This window comes from Umezawaea sp. Da 62-37 (genome assembly GCF_032460545.1).
Classification (GTDB): domain Bacteria; phylum Actinomycetota; class Actinomycetes; order Mycobacteriales; family Pseudonocardiaceae; genus Umezawaea.
Map to the genome: position 1 here is coordinate 1,575,189 of NZ_CP135965.1, position 18,126 is coordinate 1,593,314.

General features: G+C 73.0%; 18 protein-coding genes. 3 read left to right on the forward strand and 15 right to left on the reverse strand.

Annotated elements, in window-relative coordinates; genetic code table 11:
- Window positions 1-66 precede the first annotated feature (66 nt).
- From RM788_RS06635 to RM788_RS06670, 8 genes are all read right to left on the reverse strand, one after another.
- Complete coding sequence (locus RM788_RS06635) at window positions 67-570, reverse strand: hypothetical protein (protein WP_315930628.1); 504 nt, start codon at window positions 568-570, stop codon at window positions 67-69.
- A gap of 19 nt (window positions 571-589) precedes the next feature.
- Window positions 590-1,798 (reverse strand): C40 family peptidase, encoded by a 1,209-nt coding sequence (locus RM788_RS06640; protein WP_315930629.1) that lies wholly within the window; start codon window positions 1,796-1,798, stop codon window positions 590-592.
- 13 nt (window positions 1,799-1,811) lie between these two features.
- Window positions 1,812-2,195 carry a hypothetical protein gene (locus RM788_RS06645; RefSeq protein ID WP_315930631.1) on the reverse strand — a complete coding sequence of 128 codons (384 nt, stop codon included), beginning with the start codon at window positions 2,193-2,195 and terminating at the stop codon, window positions 1,812-1,814.
- 109 nt (window positions 2,196-2,304) lie between these two features.
- Window positions 2,305-2,991 (reverse strand): hypothetical protein, encoded by a 687-nt coding sequence (locus RM788_RS06650; RefSeq protein WP_315930633.1) that lies wholly within the window; start codon window positions 2,989-2,991, stop codon window positions 2,305-2,307.
- Between the two features lie 111 nt (window positions 2,992-3,102).
- Window positions 3,103-3,507, reverse strand: coding sequence for an SSI family serine proteinase inhibitor (locus tag RM788_RS06655; protein ID WP_315930634.1), 405 nt, complete (start codon window positions 3,505-3,507; stop codon window positions 3,103-3,105).
- A 557-nt stretch (window positions 3,508-4,064) separates the two neighbouring features.
- Window positions 4,065-4,274, reverse strand: coding sequence for a sensor histidine kinase (locus RM788_RS06660; RefSeq protein ID WP_315930635.1), 210 nt, complete (start codon window positions 4,272-4,274; stop codon window positions 4,065-4,067).
- A complete protein-coding gene (locus RM788_RS06665) occupies window positions 4,265-5,251 on the reverse strand; it encodes a sensor histidine kinase (protein ID WP_315930636.1) in 987 nt (328 codons plus the stop codon). Before RM788_RS06665 ends, RM788_RS06660 begins: the two co-directional genes overlap by 10 nt.
- The gene (locus RM788_RS06670; RefSeq protein ID WP_315930637.1) at window positions 5,235-5,879 is read right to left on the reverse strand and encodes a response regulator; all 645 of its coding nucleotides are present in this window, start codon (window positions 5,877-5,879) and stop codon (window positions 5,235-5,237) included. Before RM788_RS06670 ends, RM788_RS06665 begins: the two co-directional genes overlap by 17 nt.
- Before the next feature lie 232 nt (window positions 5,880-6,111).
- Between RM788_RS06670 and RM788_RS06675 the strand changes: the two genes are divergently transcribed.
- Window positions 6,112-7,113 carry a PAS domain-containing protein gene (locus tag RM788_RS06675; protein WP_315930638.1) on the forward strand — a complete coding sequence of 334 codons (1,002 nt, stop codon included), beginning with the start codon at window positions 6,112-6,114 and terminating at the stop codon, window positions 7,111-7,113.
- A gap of 2 nt (window positions 7,114-7,115) precedes the next feature.
- Here RM788_RS06675 and RM788_RS06680 read toward each other — a convergent pair whose 3' ends face one another.
- Window positions 7,116-7,559, reverse strand: coding sequence for a contractile injection system spike tip protein (locus tag RM788_RS06680; RefSeq protein ID WP_315930639.1), 444 nt, complete (start codon window positions 7,557-7,559; stop codon window positions 7,116-7,118).
- A 3-nt stretch (window positions 7,560-7,562) separates the two neighbouring features.
- Window positions 7,563-9,827, reverse strand: coding sequence for a hypothetical protein (locus RM788_RS06685; protein WP_315930640.1), 2,265 nt, complete (start codon window positions 9,825-9,827; stop codon window positions 7,563-7,565).
- 251 nt (window positions 9,828-10,078) lie between these two features.
- On the opposite strand from RM788_RS06685, the gene RM788_RS06690 reads away from it, so the two are divergent.
- Window positions 10,079-10,669 carry a hypothetical protein gene (locus RM788_RS06690; RefSeq protein WP_315930641.1) on the forward strand — a complete coding sequence of 197 codons (591 nt, stop codon included), beginning with the start codon at window positions 10,079-10,081 and terminating at the stop codon, window positions 10,667-10,669.
- Here RM788_RS06690 and RM788_RS06695 read toward each other — a convergent pair whose 3' ends face one another.
- Window positions 10,670-11,752: a hypothetical protein gene (locus RM788_RS06695; RefSeq protein ID WP_315930642.1), complete on the reverse strand. Its 1,083-nt coding sequence runs from the start codon at window positions 11,750-11,752 to the stop codon at window positions 10,670-10,672.
- A gap of 152 nt (window positions 11,753-11,904) precedes the next feature.
- Between RM788_RS06695 and RM788_RS06700 the strand changes: the two genes are divergently transcribed.
- Window positions 11,905-12,264 (forward strand): hypothetical protein, encoded by a 360-nt coding sequence (locus tag RM788_RS06700; protein ID WP_315930643.1) that lies wholly within the window; start codon window positions 11,905-11,907, stop codon window positions 12,262-12,264.
- Window positions 12,265-12,281: 17 nt separating this feature from the next.
- Here RM788_RS06700 and RM788_RS06705 read toward each other — a convergent pair whose 3' ends face one another.
- Genes RM788_RS06705 through RM788_RS06720 form a run of 4 tightly spaced genes read right to left on the reverse strand, consistent with a single transcriptional unit; the run spans window position 12,282 to window position 18,120 of the window.
- Window positions 12,282-13,661, reverse strand: coding sequence for a COG1470 family protein (locus RM788_RS06705; RefSeq protein ID WP_315930644.1), 1,380 nt, complete (start codon window positions 13,659-13,661; stop codon window positions 12,282-12,284).
- Between the two features lie 31 nt (window positions 13,662-13,692).
- Window positions 13,693-15,642: a zinc ribbon domain-containing protein gene (locus RM788_RS06710; RefSeq protein ID WP_315930645.1), complete on the reverse strand. Its 1,950-nt coding sequence runs from the start codon at window positions 15,640-15,642 to the stop codon at window positions 13,693-13,695.
- Window positions 15,626-16,174, reverse strand: coding sequence for a phage tail protein I (locus tag RM788_RS06715; RefSeq protein WP_315930646.1), 549 nt, complete (start codon window positions 16,172-16,174; stop codon window positions 15,626-15,628). The genes RM788_RS06710 and RM788_RS06715 overlap by 17 nt, the downstream gene beginning before the upstream one ends.
- Entirely contained in the window at window positions 16,174-18,120 is a 1,947-nt protein-coding gene (locus tag RM788_RS06720) for a putative baseplate assembly protein (RefSeq protein WP_315930647.1), read from the reverse strand. The genes RM788_RS06715 and RM788_RS06720 overlap by 1 nt, the downstream gene beginning before the upstream one ends.
- Window positions 18,121-18,126 lie beyond the last annotated feature (6 nt).

Consider the following 18,126-nt stretch of genomic DNA (forward strand, 5'->3'; position numbering starts at 1 on the left):
CGGGACCGCGGTGGTGGACGGACCACCGCGCTGCGGAGCGCAGCCTCGCGCCGAGGGCACAGCCGGTTACCAGCCGCCGGACTCCTGGTCGCCGATGGCGTCCTCGGGCGCCTCGAACAACCGCCCCACGACGCCGCACACGAGGTGGAGCACAGCGGTGCCGGGCGGCAGCAGGTTGAACAGCCCCCCGCACGCCGGACCGTGCAGCGGCCACGTCTCGAAGCACTCGGCGGGCACCGTGCACAGGGGCAGCCCGTCCAGGACGGGGACGAGCGGGACCGCCCCGCGCGGGGGCCGGTCCCCGGACCCGATGACGAAGGTCGACCCGGCCGGGGTGGTGCGGGCGAACTGCTCGACCTCCGCCACGTGGGCCACCGGCGCCGTCAGCACGTAGTTCGGGATGTCGTTGTCCGGCTCGTCCCCCTCGCCGAACGGGAACACCCGTCCGTCGCGAAGGGACGGAGCGGTGACCGGCCCGCGGACGGGGTGGAAGACCACGGTGGTGGCGAAGGGCACGAACGTGCGCGATCCGGAGTGCCCGCCAAGGCCAAGCACGAACAACTCGGACATCCCGCTCGCCTGCTCTCGCTCATCCGGTCATGCGGCGCATGGCCGTGATGGGACCGATCCGGTCGATGGCGCTGATCTTCACCGGCTCGCCGAAGGTCGCGGCCTGCACGGCGCGCTGGTTGTCGATGGCCATCGCGACGTGGGCGACCGGCGAGTAGAAGAAGATGAGGTCCCCCGCGGCCACCTGGCTCCGCGAGACCGCCGTTCCCACTCGTGACTGGTCCACCGCCACCCTCGGCAACGGCACGCCCACTGTCGCATAGGCGGTCTGGACGAGTCCAGAGCAGTCGTAGGAGTCCGGTCCCTCCGCGCCCCACTCGTACGGTTTGCCCAGTTGTGCCAGGGCGAACTCGAGCGCGGCGCCCGCTTTCCCGTTCGGGATCGCGACCTCCGGCCGCGCGGTGCTCCCTCCGTGCAGGAGGTCGCGCTGATCGGGGGTGAGCCGGTCCAGCGCCGCGCGCACCGCGGTGATCCGGCCCGCGAGGTCGTCGCGCCGCCGCTGGAGGTCCGCGCCGGACGTCGCGGCCGCTCCCGTGGCCGCGGTGGCCTGCTGCCTGGCGAGCAGGAGCGCCGACCACGCGTCGGCGAACCCGGAGTGCGACGACGCGAGTTCCTCGGCCGGCCCCCCGCCTGTCGGCTGGGCGGTGTCGGCCTCGGGCAGGAGCCCGACCACGAGCGTCCGGGTGGAATCGGCCAGGGACCACGCGTACCGCGCGCGTTCCCCGTCGAACTCGGCCGAGGCGGTCGACACGGCGCCGGACTTCGCGGAGGCGTCCGCCTGCTGGGCGGTGTGGACCGCCTCGGCGGCCAGGAGCTGCTCGTTCAGGGATTCGGCCTGCCTGCTCAGGTCGTAGTACTGCAACAGCAGCCCGGCGACCGACACCGGCGGGTCCGCCGACGCCACGGGCGTGGGCGCGCACGCGAGGGAGGCCACCACCAGGCAGGTGATCAGGCCGCCCACCGCACGGCGGTCCGGACCGCGGTGGAGGCGGGGGCGCACTGCATCGCTCCTGACGTGGTCCCGCGGTGCGGACGGGCGGCGGTCCCGCAGGACCGCCACGAGGATCACGGCGGCGAGGACCACCTGGGCCAGGCCGCACAACAGGTTCCAGCGCGCCGCCCAGGACAGTCCCAAGAGGACGTTCAGCGCACCGCCCACCAGGTGGACCGCGCCCAGCCACGGCAGCGCGGACGTCCGACGGCTCCCGCGGAGCGCACGAGGTCCCATGTCGGCGCGACCGCTAGCCACGGCCCAGCAGGACGAGCACGGCGTGGAGCGCTCCGGGGCGATCGCCCTCCTGCGCCAGCCGCGCGTCGTCGAGGAGGCAGGCGAGCACCACCGCTTCCTCGGCGAGTTCGACGAGCAGGTACCGGTAGTCGACCCCCGCGGCGGAGACGTCGCCCTGGCCCAACGCCTCGGCCTGCTGCATCAGCAGCGACGCCGTGATGGCGTCCTCCGCCTCGATCGCCTCGACCACCTCGGCGAGGGTGAGGCCCGTCGGCACGGGGTCGGCGCCGTCGGACCGGAAGTACACCGGCCAGAGGCGGACGTCCTGCCGCTCGTCGTAGTCGAAGTCGCTGTAGGAGGAGTCGTCGTAGGACGACTCGCCGCTGGAACTGGTCATGACGCCTCCGGGGCCGGGACAACCGCGGGATCGGGCTCCCGCGCAGCTCCGATCCTGCTGCCGTCCCAACGCCGTGGGCTGCGCCATGGTGCAGTGCGGAGGGCAGCGGTCACCTCCCAGCGACGACGCCGCGGTAGGCCGTGCTGACGAGTTCGACGTCGACCCCGTGCCTGCGCAGCAACGACCTGTGCTCACCGGCGCACACCAGCTCGACGCGGTGCGGGAGCCCACCCTCCCCGCCGGGGGCGGCGAAGTACATCTCGGTGCGGCCGTCGGCGCACGCGCCGCCTTCGAACCACAGCCCCTCGTGGGCGAACAGGTGCAGCAGCCCTTCGACGACGACCACGTCGCACGTGCGCAGGCGCACGGCGAGATGGCTCTCGAAGGCGCGTGAGCGCTCCATGACCACGGCGCCCTCGGTCAGGGTCCGGCAGGTGCGCGGCAGGAGGTGCAGGCCGAGGTCGCGCGTCCGCACCCGCACGACGTCGAGATCGCTCTCCGCGAGGCGGTAGCGGTCGGCGAGCCTGCGCCGCACGAACCGGCCGCGTTCGGGCGCGGCTGCCTCCATACCCTTGCGCCGCAACTCATTCAGGGCCGCGGACACCGACGAGGGGAAGAGCAGCAACCCGGCGTGCGAGAACACGCAGTGGCGCTCGACCAGCGCCACCGCCTCGTCGTCCGCGCCGGGCGGGAGCACCGCGCGGCCGAGCCCCGGACCCGACCAGCTGCGGGCCCTGGTGTCGGCCGTGTCGATCCGCCGCAGGTCCACGTCGTCGAAACCGCTTCCGACCAGCATGTGCGCTCCCCTCGACGATCCACCGCGACATGGCGGTCCCGGCAGTGTGCCGCGTGACGGATCGGCAGCGCTCCGTCACGCGGGCAACCGTTGGGGCACCTCGGATCCAGGTCAGAAGTCGAACAGCGCCCCGGCGCGACCGGCCAGGACGCAGGCGTTCGGGAAGGTGCGCGTCTGGGACACCCACTGCCCGCGCCACACGCCGAACATGCGCGTCCGGACGGGCTCGTAGATCATCGTGCACGCGCGGTCCCCGACGTGCAGGGCCGCGAGGTCACCGCCCGCGGTGGCGAGGTCGGCGCACGCGTCGGCGGTGCGGGGGTGTCCCGACCGGCCGGTGCAGTCCAACCAGGTGACCTTCAGCGGGATGCCCTGCTCCGCCTCGACCCCCTCCACCGACAGCACCAGCGACGTGCCGTCGTGGTTCGACGCCCGCGCGGGCGCGGCTTGCGCGACGCCACCGAAACCGGACAGCAGCACCGTCAGCGCGGTCAGCGCCAGAACGCGTGTCTTCATGACGGGGGTCCTCCTGAGACCTGGTGGGGTTTTCGCGGCCGGATGCGGCCACCGACCGATCGTGCCACCCGACCCTGCGGGCCGACGTGCTCGGACGCGGTGCGGCTCGTCACTGGGCAGCTGCCTGGTCGAGCGAGCAGAAGTGTTGCCGCGCAAGGATTTGACGTAGTCACGGCGATTCAGGAGGACAGCGGTGGCGGTGTTCCGCGAGCGCGGGCTTCGGCCGAACGGGAACCGGGTCCAGGCACGCGCCCGGTGTCCAAGATCGACGGGGGTCGGTAGAACTGTGCACGGCTCGACGAAGTGGCGACGCCGGGCGGCAGGGGCCCCGCGGCTCCCTTCCGGTGGGGGAATCAGGGATCCACCACCGGATCAGGTGACCACGGCTTCGGTCGAGCGCCGCGTGGACCGGCACGGAGGGCCCGTGCCGGTCCACGCGTTCGGGCGAACACCGCCGCCCTGGCGGGGCGCTCCCCAGCGCCCGCCGCGGATCCAGCCTCGTCCCCGTCCCCACCCCGCGCGCTCCCGATCGGGCAGCCCGCCGGGCGGCGAGGACGTCACGCGGGCAGCAGCACGCGGACCGACGTGCCCGCCCCCGGCGACGTGGTGAGGTGGAACGCGCCCCCCGCGCACTCCACGCGCAACCGGTGGCTGGCGATGCCGACGTGGCCCTCGGCGACCCTCACGCCCAGGACGGCCTCGTCGAACCCGACACCGTCGTCGACGACGCCCAGTTCGAGCCGACCGCCGCGCTCGGTCAGCTCCACCCGCACGACCCGCGCCCCGAGTGGCGCACCGCGTTGGACAGCAGTTCCCGCGCCACCGAGTAGAGCATCGGCTCCAGCCGGTACCGGCGTTCGAGATCGCTGCGGAACTCGACGCGGAACCCGCCGCGCTCACCGCTCCCTCGGCACAGGGTCTCCAGCGCGGCGGCGACGCCGAGGTCGCTGAGCACCCTGGGGTGCAGGTCGAAGACCGCTTGGCGCAGTTCGCCGATGGTGGCGGCGAGGAGGGGTTCCAGGCGGCCGGACAGCTCGGGGTCCGCGGTCGGCGCGGACAGCTCCAGCTTGGCCGCCATGAGGTTCTGCACCGCGCTGTCGTGCAGCGCGTCGGCGAGCGCGGCGCGTTCCCGCTCCTCCGCGCTGATGACGTCGGTCACCAGCTGCTCCTGCACCTTCAACAGGGTCGCGATGCGGGCGCCGCGGTGCGCCAGCACCGAGGTGAGCACCGTGCACACCACGCCGAACCACAGGAGGTAGCCCGCGAACCCGAAAGCCCGCAGGATGTCGTAGGGGGCGCCGCGGGCCGGGTCCAGGTTGCCGATGTCGGTGGGTCGCAACGGGACGAGCAGCAGGAACAGGTACGCCAGCGCCGACACGCCGCCGAGCGCCGCGGTGAGCCGGGGGCGGTAGGACGGGATCGCCGCGAACGGCAGCAGCACGTAGGCGTACCCGACCTCGCTGCTCGGCCCCCCGGAGAACAGCGACAGCACCGTGATGGCCCCGACGTCCGCCGCCGCCGTCAGGTGCGCGTGCCACGACGGCACCGCCGAACCACCGCGCACCCACCACAGCCAGCCGGTCGTCCACACCGCGTAACCCAGCAGCGCCAGCAGGAACGGCGTCCGGTACCCGGCTTCCGCGACGAGCACGCTCACCGCCATCGGGAGCAGGACGACGACCCTGCTCCACGCGGCGCCCTCGATCCCCCGGCCCACCCGGCGCGGGCTACTCGAGGAGACCACGGCGCATCGCCTCCGCCACGGCGGCCGCCCGGTCGGACACCCCCAGCTTCTCGTAGAGCTTCTGCGCGTGGGCCTTGATGGTGCTGTTGCTCAGGAAGAGGTTCCTCGCGACCTGGGGGATGCTGAGCCCCTCGGCGAACGAGCGCAGGATCTCGCGCTCGCGGTCGTTGAGCATCGGTCCCCTCGTGCCCGCCCGGAGCCTGATCTGGTTCGCGACCCCGCCCGCCACCGCCGGGGGCAGGACCGTCTGCCCCGCGCTCACCCGCAGCACGGCGTCCAGGATCTCCTCGCTGTTGGCGTCCTTGCCGATGTACCCCGCCGCGCCCGCCTCCAGCGCGCGGTAGACCGCCGCGCCGTCGAGCACCGCCGAGATGATCAGCACCCGGCAGTCGATCCCGTCGCGGTTGATGGCCGCCGCGACCTGCACCCCGGTCAGGTCGGGCAGGTTGTAGTCGGCGATCATCGTGCACGGCGCGAACTCCCTGGCGGCCTCCAGCCCGTCGCGGCCGGTCGCCGCCTGCGCGACCACCTGCACGTCGTGGCTCCAGCCCAGCGCCCGAACCAGCCCATCGCGGTAGATGGGGTGGTCCTCGACGACGACCACCTGCATGATCCGGTTGCTGCCCACTTCTCTCCTCCGACCCGGTTCGACAGCACCGCGGCGGTCGGCGGACACCGGGTGGTCCGCGGCGCGGTGCGCTGCCGCGAAGACGATCGGGCAACGTCCCACATGGTGGTTGGCCGATCGGACTGTCCGATCAGCCCGACCGATCGGGGGGATCGGCACCTGTCGTGGAATGCCCTTCCGGTGGTGGCACCGACCGCGGCGGACCGGAACGCTGGCCGGACGGGATCCGCGGGTGGAGGGAGTCGGTGTGCACGGCCGGGACGTGATGACCGCCGAGGTGCTGGGCGTGTTCCTCGAGCACTCGCCCGCGGCGGCGTTCCTGCGCGACGACGCCGGTGTCTACCTGTGGGTCAACCAGTCCTACGCGGACCTGTACGGGGTCGAGGACCCGCGCTCGATGGTGGGGCGGGACGTGTTCGCGTTCGACCCCCCGCTGCTCGCGACCGTGTACCTGGAATCGGATCGGGACGTGCTGCGCACGGGTACCGCGCTGCGGCACACGCTGCCGCTGACCCGCCGCGACGGCACCGGTGAGGCGACGGGCCACCGGTTCCGCGTCCCGCTGCCCGACGACCGCACGGGCGTCGGCGGCATCTACACCGACGTCACCGAGCTGCACCGGACGCGCGACGAGGTGCGCCGCCACCAGGCGAGGCACACGTCGTTGTTCGAGCGCAGCGGGGTGGCGCTCGCCGTGCTCGCGACCAGCGGTGTGCTCAGGGAGGTGAACCCGGCGTTCGCGGCGCTGGTCGGGCGCACCCCGGAGTCGGCGACCGACGTCCCGCTGCACGACCTGCTCGGGCCGGAGGGCGTGCGCGCGCTGCTCCGGCCGGGCGACCGCGCCCCGGTCGCCACCCGGATCCCGGTGGGCGTGCGCCTGCCAGACGGTTCGGTGCGCCCGGCGGTGGCGAGCACCACGAAGGAGCCCGACGGGCTGACCCACGTGCTCGCGCTCCAGCCGTTGACCGCCGCGTCCGGCCCCGGTGCGACCACCCTGTCGGACCAGGAGGCCCGGCTCCTCGAGATGCTCGCGCTCGGGGTGGACAACGCGACCATCGCCACCAGGATGCACCTGTCGCGGCAGGGCCTCGACTACCACATCCGCAGGCTGCGCCACCGGCTGAAGGCGCTGACGAGGGTGGAGCTGATCTCCCGCGCGTACGCCGCCGGGGTGCTGGACCCGTCTTCGTGGCCGCCCAGGGTCACCGCCGGTCTGCGCGGCCGCTCCGGCTGACCTCACCCGAGCCTGACGGTGGCGTTGTCGGTGACGAACTGGGCGGTGCCCGGTTTGACCAGCACCGGGTCCGGGATCGGCCCGACGGGTGTCGGCTGCATGGCGGGCGAGACGACCTGGAACAGCGCGGTGAACACCGTTCCCCTGAGCAGGATCGAGCGGCCGCCGGACCGGGTGCGCAGGGACTTGTTGGTGGGCAGCAGCGTGATCTGGAGGCGCCCGGTCCCCGGTGTCACGAACGGCGGCGCGGTGTAGGGCATGACCGCGCGGAAGGCGTCGGGCAGCTCGTCGCCCTCCAGGCACACGGGCTTGCCCAGGACCCCGATCCGCAGGCCGCTGCCGCGCAGCACACCGGGCGCCTGAAGCAGCGGCACGAGGGCGGGCGGCGGGATCGTGACCCGCAGGAAATCACCCGTGCGCACCGCGGTGTCGTTCACTCCGGCCATGCCTCACACCTCCGTCGACCAGTCCTGCGAGTCGTTGACGAGCACGAAAGCCTCCTCGGTCGTGGTCGCGAACAGCTCGTAGCGCCCACCGGCGGTCTCGGCGACGATCCGCTCGGCCTCGTCCGTGCGGAGCCGGGCGCGCAGCGCCGCCCACTGGTCGTCGGTCAGGTCGAGCGGGGTGACCACGTGGCCGAGCGGCAGCCGGTAGGGCACCTGGTGGTTCGCCAGGTGGACCTCGCCCCGGCACACCGCCACCACGCCGTCGACCACCGGCAGCAGCCGGTGCTCCACCCCTGCCGCGCCTTCGGCCAGCAGTTCGAACCTGATCTGGTCGAGGACGCCCCCGTCGCCGAGCATCGCCTCCCACGTGGTCCGGTCCAGCGCGCTGGCGTCGATCGGGACGCCGTCCAACCCGGCGAACTCCTCGGCGTCCGGCTCGACCGGGGTCACCACCACGCGGTGCCCCCCGTCGGGCTGCACCGCCACCTCGACCCGCACGACCTCCGCCTCCCCGTCCTCGCCCGCGCGGTACGGCATGGCGTAGGCGTCGAAGGAGAACGTCGCGCCGTCGTCGCCGGACAGGAGCTGGTGCACCTCGTCCCACGTGGCGAGTGCACCGGCCAGCAGCAGGTCGTAGCGCACCCCGGCCGACTCGACCGCCACCGTGGGCAGCGGAGGGCTGTTGCGCCGCCATGCCGCCACGACCGCGCGCAACCGTTCCAGGGGATCGTCGGGACTGAACCTGCCGTCGCGCAGGACACCGGCGCGCTCGCCGAAGGACACCCGGAAAGCGCCGTCGGGGAGTACGTCGTGCACCGTGACGGCGTCCACGAAGACCTGCTGCTCGCGCAACCCGCTGTTGGCGTGGTCGAACGCGGCCAGCAGCCGGGCCCGGCCGTCGGTGTCGGTCCTGAGCAGCTGGTCGGGGAACAGCTGGTCGTGCCACCTCACGACCAGGCCCGCGGCGGTGAGCACCTCCCCGACGAGGGGCATCGACCTGGCGATCACGGCCTTCTGGCTGGTGGACGTGGCCAGGTGCAGCGCGCTGCGGCCCGTCGTCTCGGCGATCCTGGGAATGGCGCCAGCGAGCGCTCCGACGGTGTGCGCCCCGGCGCCGGGTCCGCCCTCGGGTTCCAGCGCGTCCGGGTCGTCCTCCCGCGTGCCGTAGCCGCGGCCGAGGTGCTCGCGCACCACGGCGTCGTCGCGGGCCGACCTGGCCGACAGCGCGGACCTGGTGAGCTTGTCGGCGAACTCGGCGGCCATGCCCATCGCCGAGTTGACGATGCCCACGACCTCGGCGCCGATGCCCGCGGTCAGCGGCAGGGAGGCGAGTTCCGCGGCGACCAGGCACACCCGCAGCGACAGCAGCAGCGTGTGCACGGCCAGCAGGCACCCGTTGGCCACCGGGTGCACCGCGGCGAAGTTCTCCGAGACCTTCCCGGCGGTGTCCTTGCGGGCCCAGGCGAGGTAGACCTCCGCCAGGCCGGTGGACGCCCCCATCAGGTCGGCCCAGGCGTTGAGGTACCCGGTCCACGCCGGGCCGAGGTCGGCGCGCCAGTCGTCCGGCACGCGCACGGCGGGTCCCTGGCCGGAGCGCCGGGCCGGGTCGAGCGCGCGCAGCGCCGCGGTGGCCCGGCGCAACTCGCCCTCGGCCGTGAGCATCGCGGTGTGGTGGTTGTCGAACACCCGCAGCGCCTTGAGGCGCTCTTCCTCCTCCCAACCGGTCGCGGCGCCGAACACCTCGCGCGTCCGCGCCAGCTCCGGCTTGACCTCGCGGGTCCGGCTGATCACGAGCGCCTCCAGCCGGACCAGCCCGCGCACGTCGTCCAGCGGCAGTCGGGAAGCGCGCTCCACGTCGACGGCCGCCCCCCGCTCGCGGGCCGCGCGTCGACCGGCCCGCTCCGCGGAAAGCCCCGGATTCGCCCGCGCCACCTCCGCCCGCCGCTCCTTGAGCTCGTGCCGCAGGGCCAGGCAGTCGGTGCGGAACCGGCCGACCAGGTCGCGCCACGGCCCCTCGTCGCCGAGCGCGCGACGGACCTTCCGCCACCCGCTCGCGTCGTAGCCGTTCGCGACCGACCGGAAAACGCCGCGCCCGGCCTCGTCCCGCCTGCCCAGCCAGTGGTCGAACAGCACCCGCCACTGCCGGTTCTCCTTGCGCACGAGGTCGTGCAGGCTCGTGGGCCGCGACTCGCGCAGCAGGAACCCCAGATCGAAACCGGGAGGGAGCCAGTCGAGGCTCATCTCCGGCGCTGCGCCCCTCTCGGGCATGACGAACCTCCTGGTCCCGCGTCCGGCGGTGGCACCACCCAGCTTGGGACCGGGCGCACCCGCTCGGCGGACGGTCGGCGCACCCGGTCGCGCACCCGCGCCGCCCGATCGGGCAACTCCCCCGCGCGGCACGGGGCCGTGCCCGATCGGGCGGCGCGGTAGGCCCGCCGGGCTGCACGCGCGTCCGACCGCTCGGCGTCCCCGAGCGCCGACGATGGCGCGGACCCCGTGCGCGAGCGAGAGGTGGGACCGTGGAGACCTTCTACTGGCACCTGGTGCACGACGGCGGCGGCTTCGCGTCACCGCCCGGCGACGTCGGCTACGCGGTCGGCCTCCTGCGGCAACTCGACTTCGACTGGGCTCCCGGCGTGGTCGAGCAACTGCGCTCGGAGACCCCCGAACCCGGCGACTCGGCGGAGGTAGCCATCAGCGACCACGGCTCGGTCCGGTTCTCCGCGGTGTGCGACGACGAGGACGGCGCCTCGCGCCGCACGTTCATCCTTTCGGCCGAGGCGACCGCCGACGTCGTGGACGGGCACAACCGCGCCGTGCTGGACACGTTGCGGGACAAGGGGGACACGTGCAGGTACCGGCAGTTCCGCGAGGCCGTCGTGCTGGTGTCCGACTTCGGCGACCCCGAGTGGGTCCCGCTGGCGGGCCTGGTGCAGCTCCTCGCGTGGTCGGAGGACCAGGTCGAGAACCCCCACGGGGGACTGGTGACCCGCGCGTCCCGCAACGGGTTCGCGCAGCTGCGGGTGAAGCCGGTGGACCCCGCCTACCAGTCCGCGTTCACCGGTGCGCTCGGCCGGATCAGCGGCAAGCCGGTCCACTTCGTCGCGTGATCATCCGCTGAACCTGATGTCGCGCCTCCACCCGGCCGCCCGGACGGCCTTGATGAACTTGCGCTTGTAACCCCGGTGCACCGCCGCGACGCGGAGCACCCCGCCCTTGTTCTCGACCTCTCCGAGGGAACTGCCCGCGGACACCCCGCCGGCCGACACCGCGGCCCCTTGCAGCAGCCGGAGGAAGGGCGCGGTGTCCTGGTCCCCCAACGACAGCAGCACCGCGTCGTCGAGTTGCGCGTAGTAGCAGACCGCACCCTCCTGGCCGAGCTGGTCGAGCACGCGCCGGTTGGGCTCGAGCAGGTTCTGCTCCGTCACCTTCCACTCCAGCTGGTAGAGGTCCGCGCCGGGGGTCGCGCTGAGCCGCACCGCCATGCCGAACGCCCTGGCCAGGGTGTGGGTCGCGCTCCCGGTGGACTCGCCGGAGGCTTTGCGCGCCAACCTGATGAGCTTGCCCCGGTCGACCTCGAGACCGCCGAGGGCCTCCAGCGCGGTCAGCACGTCGCCGGTCTGCGAGGTGAACTCCCAGGCGACGCCGGCCGCCCGGACCGAGACGCGCATCAGCCCCAGCAGGTCCGGCACCGCCTTGCGCGCCCTCGCCCTGCGCCGTTCGGTGTCCTCCTGCTTCCAGGTGTCCAGCGCGGCGAGGAAGATCTTCCGGATCTCGGCGAGGTAGGAGTTCGCCCGCAGTGCGAGGACCTGCTCCCACGCCTGCTGGAGGCGGTCGTCGCCCGCCAGCGCGTCGGCCAGGTCCGTGCTGTCCTCGCGGTGGGCCCGCACCATGGCGAGCAGGCCCGGTTCGGGCAGGCTCTCCGCCGTTTCCACGAACACGCCGGTGTCGTCCCACGGCGCCTGCTCGACGGTCTCCAGCCGCACGACCAGCTCGCGCGGGCTGGTCGCCCCGGCCAGCACCTCCAGCAGGGTCTCCGCGCGCTCGACGTCCGGGCGCACCCCGTGCTCGTCGGTCCACCGCAGGAAGAGCCCGCGCCACAACGGATTCCCTTGCGGGTGCAGGTGTTCGGCGATCCGGTCGGTCGGCGTGCCGCGCACGTCGTCGTGGTCGTCCTCGTCCATGTACGCCATGATCGCTCCGCGGGTGCTGGGCCGAACACGAGTGTGGGGCGGCACCATGGGACGGCGGTCCGCTTCGGGGGAAACCGGAGGCGCGCGACGGCTGCCCTTCGGGGTACCCCGATCGGACCCCACCGCGCCCTCGCGGGATGTGTGGATGGGGCATGGACATCATGCGGAGCCAGCAGTGCGGCATCCTCTTGCAGGAGTTCGACGTCGTGGTCCCGGAGCGGGTGCGCGACGTCGTCTTCTTCGAGACCGGCCGGGTGGACTTCTGCTTCGTCCCCGAGCCGTTCACCGAGCGGTTGACCTGCTTCGTCAGGGTGTTCGACGCCGTCACCGAGCAGGAGCTGCTGGGCGGGTTCGCCAGGGTGCGGATCCCGCGCCGCTCCGGGGAGCACAGGTGGCTCGGCTTCTCCGGCTTCGGCTACTACGACGAGGAGATGCTGCACCCGGTCGACCGCTGCATGTACGAGCTGTGGACCGAGGGCACGGGGCGGGTGGTGGTGCGGGTCCTCGGCTGAGGACCCGCACCACCCGGTCAGCCCGCCGAACCGGAGAAGTACGCGGCGGGCGAGCAGCGGGTGCCGGTGTTCTGGCAGCTGACCGCGACCACCACCGGCGACCCCGCCTTGAACTCGATCGGTTTGACGAAGTGGTAGTCGAGATCGCGGAAGTTCTCCAGCCCGAAGGAGAACAGCACGGTCGTGCCCCGCCGGATCTGGAGCAGTCCCTTGTCCCCGGAGGGGTTCTCCAGGATCAGGTCGGTGATGAGGAGCGTCTTGCCGTCGGGTGAGGTGTAGGAGTTGGTCGTGTAGGTGCCGACCGCCCCCGGCGCCGAGTCGACCTGGATGCGGAAGTCGCGCGCCGAGGAGCCGCCACTGGAACTGGACGCGTTGGGGGCGTTGGAACCGGACGTGCTGGGACTGCTGCTGCTGTTCCCGTTCGCGTCGCCGTTGCCGTCGGTCGCGGCGTCGCCGTCGGAGCCGGCCTGCGCGTCCCCGTCCGACGAGCCGTCCTGCCCGCTGCCCGCGCCGGGCTGGGTGCCCTGCGCGTTGCCGTCCGGGTTCGTCACGGCCTCCACCTGCTGCTTGGCCTCCGCCGCCTCCTGCTTCGCCTCCGACACCTGCGAGGACAGACTGGCGTTCTCCTGCTGCGCGACCTGCCGGGCGGTGGACGACACCACGGGCTTGAACACGGAGAACCACAGCACGACCAGCGCGACCACCGCCGCCGCCGCGAGGGCCATCGCCGCGGGCAGCCACTTGGGCAGGATCTGGTCCTGCACCATCGCGCTGTCCACGACGACCTGCTCGCCGCGCTCGGGGACGACCTCGACCTGGTAGGGCAACGTCTTCGTCGGGCCGCGCAGGAAGCTCTTGCGCGGCTTGACGCGCAGCTTCACCAGCGTCGCGGTGCCCGGCGCGGTCACGACCGTCGGCGTCTTCGTGCCGCCGACGAGCTGGTCGTCCGGGTCGAACACGCGCACGGTCACCGCGACGTCGCGGTTGCCCTTGTTGTCGACGGCCACCTGCTGCTTGCCGCGCCGGGAGCCGCGGGAGGTGCGCGGCAACAGCTCCGCGGCCACCTCGGTGTACTCGAGGACCTCGATCGTGCCCTCCTCGACGGACGACCCCTCGACGTCCTCGGAGGACATGACGCGGATCGCGTAGCCCACCTCCCCCGCCAGGACGTCCGGTGACCGGGGCGGCGCGAAGGTCACCGTCGCGGTCTTGGTCTCGCCGGGGAACAGGTTGAGCGTCGAGGGCTCGACGGTCACCCACGACGTGGCGTCGCCGACGACGTCGAGGACGAACCTGTCCACGACCTGCCCGGTGTTGCGGACCTGCACCTCGCAGGTCTCGGTCTGCCCTGGCTCCACCGCGACCTGCTCGGCGGGCAGGAGGGTCGAAGCTCCCATTGCTGCACCTCTCCTGGTGTACTGCGGCGGCTCAGCGCTTGACGAACAGCTCGATCTCGCTGATGACCACCTTGGTCCCGCGGACGGCCGGGTAGAGCTGCTGCACGTGCAGCTCCACCGACGTCGCGCCCTTGCCCTCCTTGAGCTCGACCTCCTGGGCGTCCGGAGCGTCCTTCAGGGTCACGTCCTCGGTCTTCCCGGTCGAGTAGACGATGTGCACCAGACGGGCCCGGTCCTCGGTGGCGAAGTCGTTCTCCTGTCCGTTGTGGACGATCGCGCGCACGAAGTCGACCGGGCGGTCGAACGTCATCACGAGGGCGGGATCGGGGGCCGTGGCCTCGGCGGCCCAGGCCGTGTTCGTGGCGCCGTCGCTCACCGACAGGGCGGGTGAGCCCTCCAGTTCGCTCGTCGCGGACACCGCGATCGGCCGGATCGGGTCGTAGGTCGGCGTGAACCAGCCGACCGCGGCCTGCTTGCCCGCGACGGCCCTCCGGTCGACCTCCGTGCGGAACTGGGGGATGAACCCGTAGGCCACGGTCGCCAGCACCAGCGCGACGACGACGACCCGGCGCACCGCCACGAACGCCGCGCGGAAGGAGAACCCCTTCCTGGCCTTCACCCCGTCGCGGCCGGGGCGCTTGCCCGCGTCCAGCACGCGGTTGCGCTTGCGGGAGCGGAAGATCCGCCGCCACCAGGCCAGCTTGACGATCTCGGCGGTGCTCAGCGACGTGCCGCACCGGCTGCAGAACTTGCGCGTGGGCGGGTTGCCCTCGCCGCACTCCCCGCAGACCAGGTCGCCCTCTTCGAAACGACGGCTCGGCGCCGTCTTGGTGATGGTCCTGGTCTTCTTCTTCGACGCCTGCGGTGCGACGGCCTCGGGAAGGCCTGCGGTCGACGCCGACAGCACCGCGCTCCGGGTCGCCGGCGCGACGGTGCTCAGAGCCGCGGCGGGTGCGGACAGCGGAGCGACGAGCGCCGACGGATCCGTCCGCGGCGGGGCGGGTTTCGCCGGGACGGGGTCGTCCTCGTCCTCGTCGTCGTCCTCGTCATCGAAGTCGTCGTCGAAGTCGTCGTCCAGGTCGTCCTCGTCGTCGTCCAAGTCGTCGAGGTCGTCGTCCAGGTCGTCGTCGCCCTTCCCCTTGCCAAGGGCGCCGGGCGGTCCGGCCAGGCCACCGAGGCCGGGAGGCGGGGGGAGCTTCGGCGCCCCGCCCGCACCCGCCGGCACGAGGGCGCTGGGCGATCCCGCCGTTCTCGGCGGGTCGAAGTCCTCGTCGTCGTCCTCGTCGGAAGGCGGCTTCGGGGGCAACGGCGGCCTGGAGAGGCCGCTGAGACCGGGTGGCCTCGGAGGAGCGCCGAACGCGGGCGAATCGCCGAGCCCAGGGGGCTTCGGCAGTCCACCGAGCCCCGACGGCGCGGGCAGCCCGCCGAGTCCCGGCGGTTTCGGCAGCCCGCCGAGACCGGGCGGCTTGGGCAGTCCACCGAGTCCCGGTGGCTTGGGCAGCCCCCCGAGGCCGGGCGGCTTCGGCAGTCCGCCACCGGGCGGAGCGCCGGGCAGACCGCCGCCGAGTCCCGACGGTTTGGGCAGCCCCCCGAGGCCGGGCGGCTTCGGCAGTCCGCCACCGGGCGGAGCGCCGGGCAGACCGCCGCCGAGTCCCGACGGTTTGGGCAGACCGCCTCCACCGGGCGGGGACGGCAGTCCTCCCGGTCGGGCGGCTCCTCCCAGCCCACCGCCGCCCCCGAGACCGGGCTTCGCGGCCCGCTCCACGGGATCACGGTCCCCGACGTCGCTGTAGATGATGTCCTGCAACTTGGCCATCAAGCCCTTGCGGGGCTTGGCGACCTCCGCCTCGACCTCCTCGGCGATGGCGGGGGCGACCTTGCGCTCCACCTTCTCGCCGGTCCACTCCAGGAAGGTCCCGCAGGACCCGCAGAAGGTGTCGTCGGTGACGTTCTTGAAGCCGCACTTACGACAGACGATCATGTTCCACCACCTCCAGGGTGTGCCGCACGTAAGCGGGTTTCGCCGACACGAGCAGTGCTTCGAGCGAGCGGACGAGGGAATCGGTCCGCCGTCGCACCCCGACGCGCACGTGCACGCTGGGCTCGTGGGTCTCCGGTTGGCCGGTGGGCCCGGTCGACCACGTGACGCCACCGGAGTCCACGACCTCGGCGATCCCGCCCGTGGCCACGCCCAGGTGGTCGCGCAACCCGCCCGCCGTGCCGCGGGAGGAGTGCAGCGCGACCGCTTCCGCGATCGCCGCGCGCCGCCGGTCGTCCGGCCAGTCCTCGTCCGGGTCGACCCCGACCCACCGCGCCAGCCAGTCCAGGAAGTCCGGTGGCGCGAGCAGCGGGTCGATGTAGGACTCGAGGCAGTCGAGCACCAGCAGCACCGGCGCCAGCACGTCGTCCAGGCCGCTGGTGAAGCGCATGGTGAAGTCGTCCTCCTGGTACACCCCCGGCAGCATCGCGCCGATCGGGTGCGGCGTGGACAGTCCCGCGACGACGCCCCTCATCAGTTCTGCTCCACTCTCACCTGGTGCTCGTAGGAGAAGACGAGGCTGGTCGGGTCGAGTTCGATGCGGCCGGTGGCCTGGCCGCGTTCACCGGTGAGCGGGTTCGCCCCGAAGAGGCGGACCTGCTCGACCATCTCGACCCCGCGCACGCGTTGCAGGACGCTGTAGACCTCGCCCTCGTGGACCGCGCGCCCGAACGGCCAGCCGCGACCGTCCGGCCCACCGGTGAGGGGGTTGAGGAAGGCGTGCAGCGCGGCCAGCGCCTCGTCGTCGACCCGGTCGGCACGCGCGCCCCGCCGCGCCACCACCCGCGCCACCACGGTGACCCCCCGGTACAGCGGCGGTTCGATGAGCACGCGGGACCCGACCATGCGGACCTCGTCCAGCCGTTCGGCGATCTTGCGCAGCGTGTCCTCGTGCGGCAGGAGGTCCTCGAACCGGATCCGCCCGCCCGCCTGGTTCGCCGCCGGGACGACGAGGACCTTGACGACCTCAGACCCGCCGGGGGTGCTCACCGGCAGGCACCGCACGCGCGCGATCTCCGGCGCGGCCTGGCGGGTGATCACCTCGTGGTCCTCGGCGGTGACCGCGCGGCTGCGGGTGCGCAGCGTGATGGGGCCGCGCAGCTTCGCCTCGTCGAGGGATTCCCCGTCGACGCCGCCCTGTGCGGGCCTGCGGTTCTCCACCCGCGTCACGTGCGGCAGCGTGGAGCGCAGCATGCAGATCGCGCCCTGCCCGACGTTGCCGCCCGCGCCGCCGCCGGTGAGGTACTGGCGGATCCGGATCGTGGCCCCCTGCTCGGGGACGGCGCCGTGGTGGCGCAGCGTCCCGTCGGGGTTGCGCACCGCGGGCCCGAACTGGACCACGCCGTTGACCGCGTCGAGGACGTAGTGCGGGTCCTCGGGGCCGCTCGCGGCGAAGTGCTCGACCCGCTGCCAGTCCTCCCAGCCCTCCTCGCTGCTGACCTGCACCATCGGCGGGTCCAGCGGCTCCATCACCGGGCTGCGCTCCGCGGTGAACCGCTGCCCCGCCGACCCCTCCGACTCGCCGAGCACCTCCCCCTCGACCACGTCCGCGTGCACGGCCTGCACGGTGCCCCCCACCGTGCACACCCCCAGTCCGCGGATGTTGGGCGACGCGCTGTAGCCGGTGCTGCCCTGTCCGGGTTCGACCACCCTGGCCCGCAGCCACGCCGCGCGCTCGCCCTCCAGCACCGACACCTCGTGCCCGTCGGGCACGTGCAGGATCACCACGCCGGGCCGGTTGAGGCCGCCGGTCTCGTCCAGCGACAGTTCGCACTCCCGCCAGTCCTCGCCGGTCCAGGCCTCCCACACCAGCGGCGGGTTGTCGGGGTCCACGCCGATGCCCTCGACGTGGCAGTCGACCTCGATCTGGACCGCGCACCGGGGCGCCGCCTCGTCCAGCCCGATCAGCAGCACGTCACCCGGCCGCGGCTCCACGCCGAAGCAGTCGAACGCGGTGCCCTGCCGGAACCGCTCGAACCACTCCTCCAGCGGCCCGTCGGACCGGCCGGTCAGCAGCCCGTCCAGCTTGCACGGCACCACGACCAGCCGGTCGGACGTGCAGAACAGCACCGGTTCCTCGGTCTCGGTCCGCGCGGTGCCGATCTGGGTGCCCGCCTCGACGACGAGCGGGACGGCGACGGGGGCGGAGGTCCAGAACGTGACGGGGGCCCTGGCGGGCACCGGGGGCAGCAGGCTCAGGCCGATGAGTTCGAGGAACTTGACGTAGAGCCGGTCCGGCACCCGGTTGAGGCGGTAGAGCAGCTGGTCGGTCATGAACGCGAACGTCTCGATGAGCGTCACGCCGGGATCGGACACGTTGTGGTCCGTCCACTCCGGACAGCGGCGCATGACGAGCCGCTTGGCGTCGTCCACCAGGTCCTGGAAGCGCCGGTCGTCCAGGTTGGGCACCGGAAGTGTCATGGTCGT

Excerpts from the sequence above, each read along its gene's own strand:
- RM788_RS06635 (WP_315930628.1), bottom strand. The coding sequence starts at position 570 with ATGTCCGAGTTGTTCGTGCTTGGCCTTGGCGGGCACTCCGGATCGCGC.
- RM788_RS06640 (WP_315930629.1), bottom strand. The coding sequence starts at position 1,798 with ATGGGACCTCGTGCGCTCCGCGGGAGCCGTCGGACGTCCGCGCTGCCG.
- RM788_RS06645 (WP_315930631.1), bottom strand. The coding sequence starts at position 2,195 with ATGACCAGTTCCAGCGGCGAGTCGTCCTACGACGACTCCTCCTACAGC.
- RM788_RS06650 (WP_315930633.1), bottom strand. The coding sequence starts at position 2,991 with ATGCTGGTCGGAAGCGGTTTCGACGACGTGGACCTGCGGCGGATCGAC.
- RM788_RS06655 (WP_315930634.1), bottom strand. The coding sequence starts at position 3,507 with ATGAAGACACGCGTTCTGGCGCTGACCGCGCTGACGGTGCTGCTGTCC.
- RM788_RS06680 (WP_315930639.1), bottom strand. The coding sequence starts at position 7,559 with ATGGCCGGAGTGAACGACACCGCGGTGCGCACGGGTGATTTCCTGCGG.
- RM788_RS06685 (WP_315930640.1), bottom strand. The coding sequence starts at position 9,827 with ATGCCCGAGAGGGGCGCAGCGCCGGAGATGAGCCTCGACTGGCTCCCT.
- RM788_RS06695 (WP_315930642.1), bottom strand. The coding sequence starts at position 11,752 with ATGGCGTACATGGACGAGGACGACCACGACGACGTGCGCGGCACGCCG.
- RM788_RS06700 (WP_315930643.1), top strand. The coding sequence starts at position 11,905 with ATGGACATCATGCGGAGCCAGCAGTGCGGCATCCTCTTGCAGGAGTTC.
- RM788_RS06705 (WP_315930644.1), bottom strand. The coding sequence starts at position 13,661 with ATGGGAGCTTCGACCCTCCTGCCCGCCGAGCAGGTCGCGGTGGAGCCA.
- RM788_RS06710 (WP_315930645.1), bottom strand. The coding sequence starts at position 15,642 with ATGATCGTCTGTCGTAAGTGCGGCTTCAAGAACGTCACCGACGACACC.
- RM788_RS06715 (WP_315930646.1), bottom strand. The coding sequence starts at position 16,174 with ATGAGGGGCGTCGTCGCGGGACTGTCCACGCCGCACCCGATCGGCGCG.
- RM788_RS06720 (WP_315930647.1), bottom strand. The coding sequence starts at position 18,120 with ATGACACTTCCGGTGCCCAACCTGGACGACCGGCGCTTCCAGGACCTG.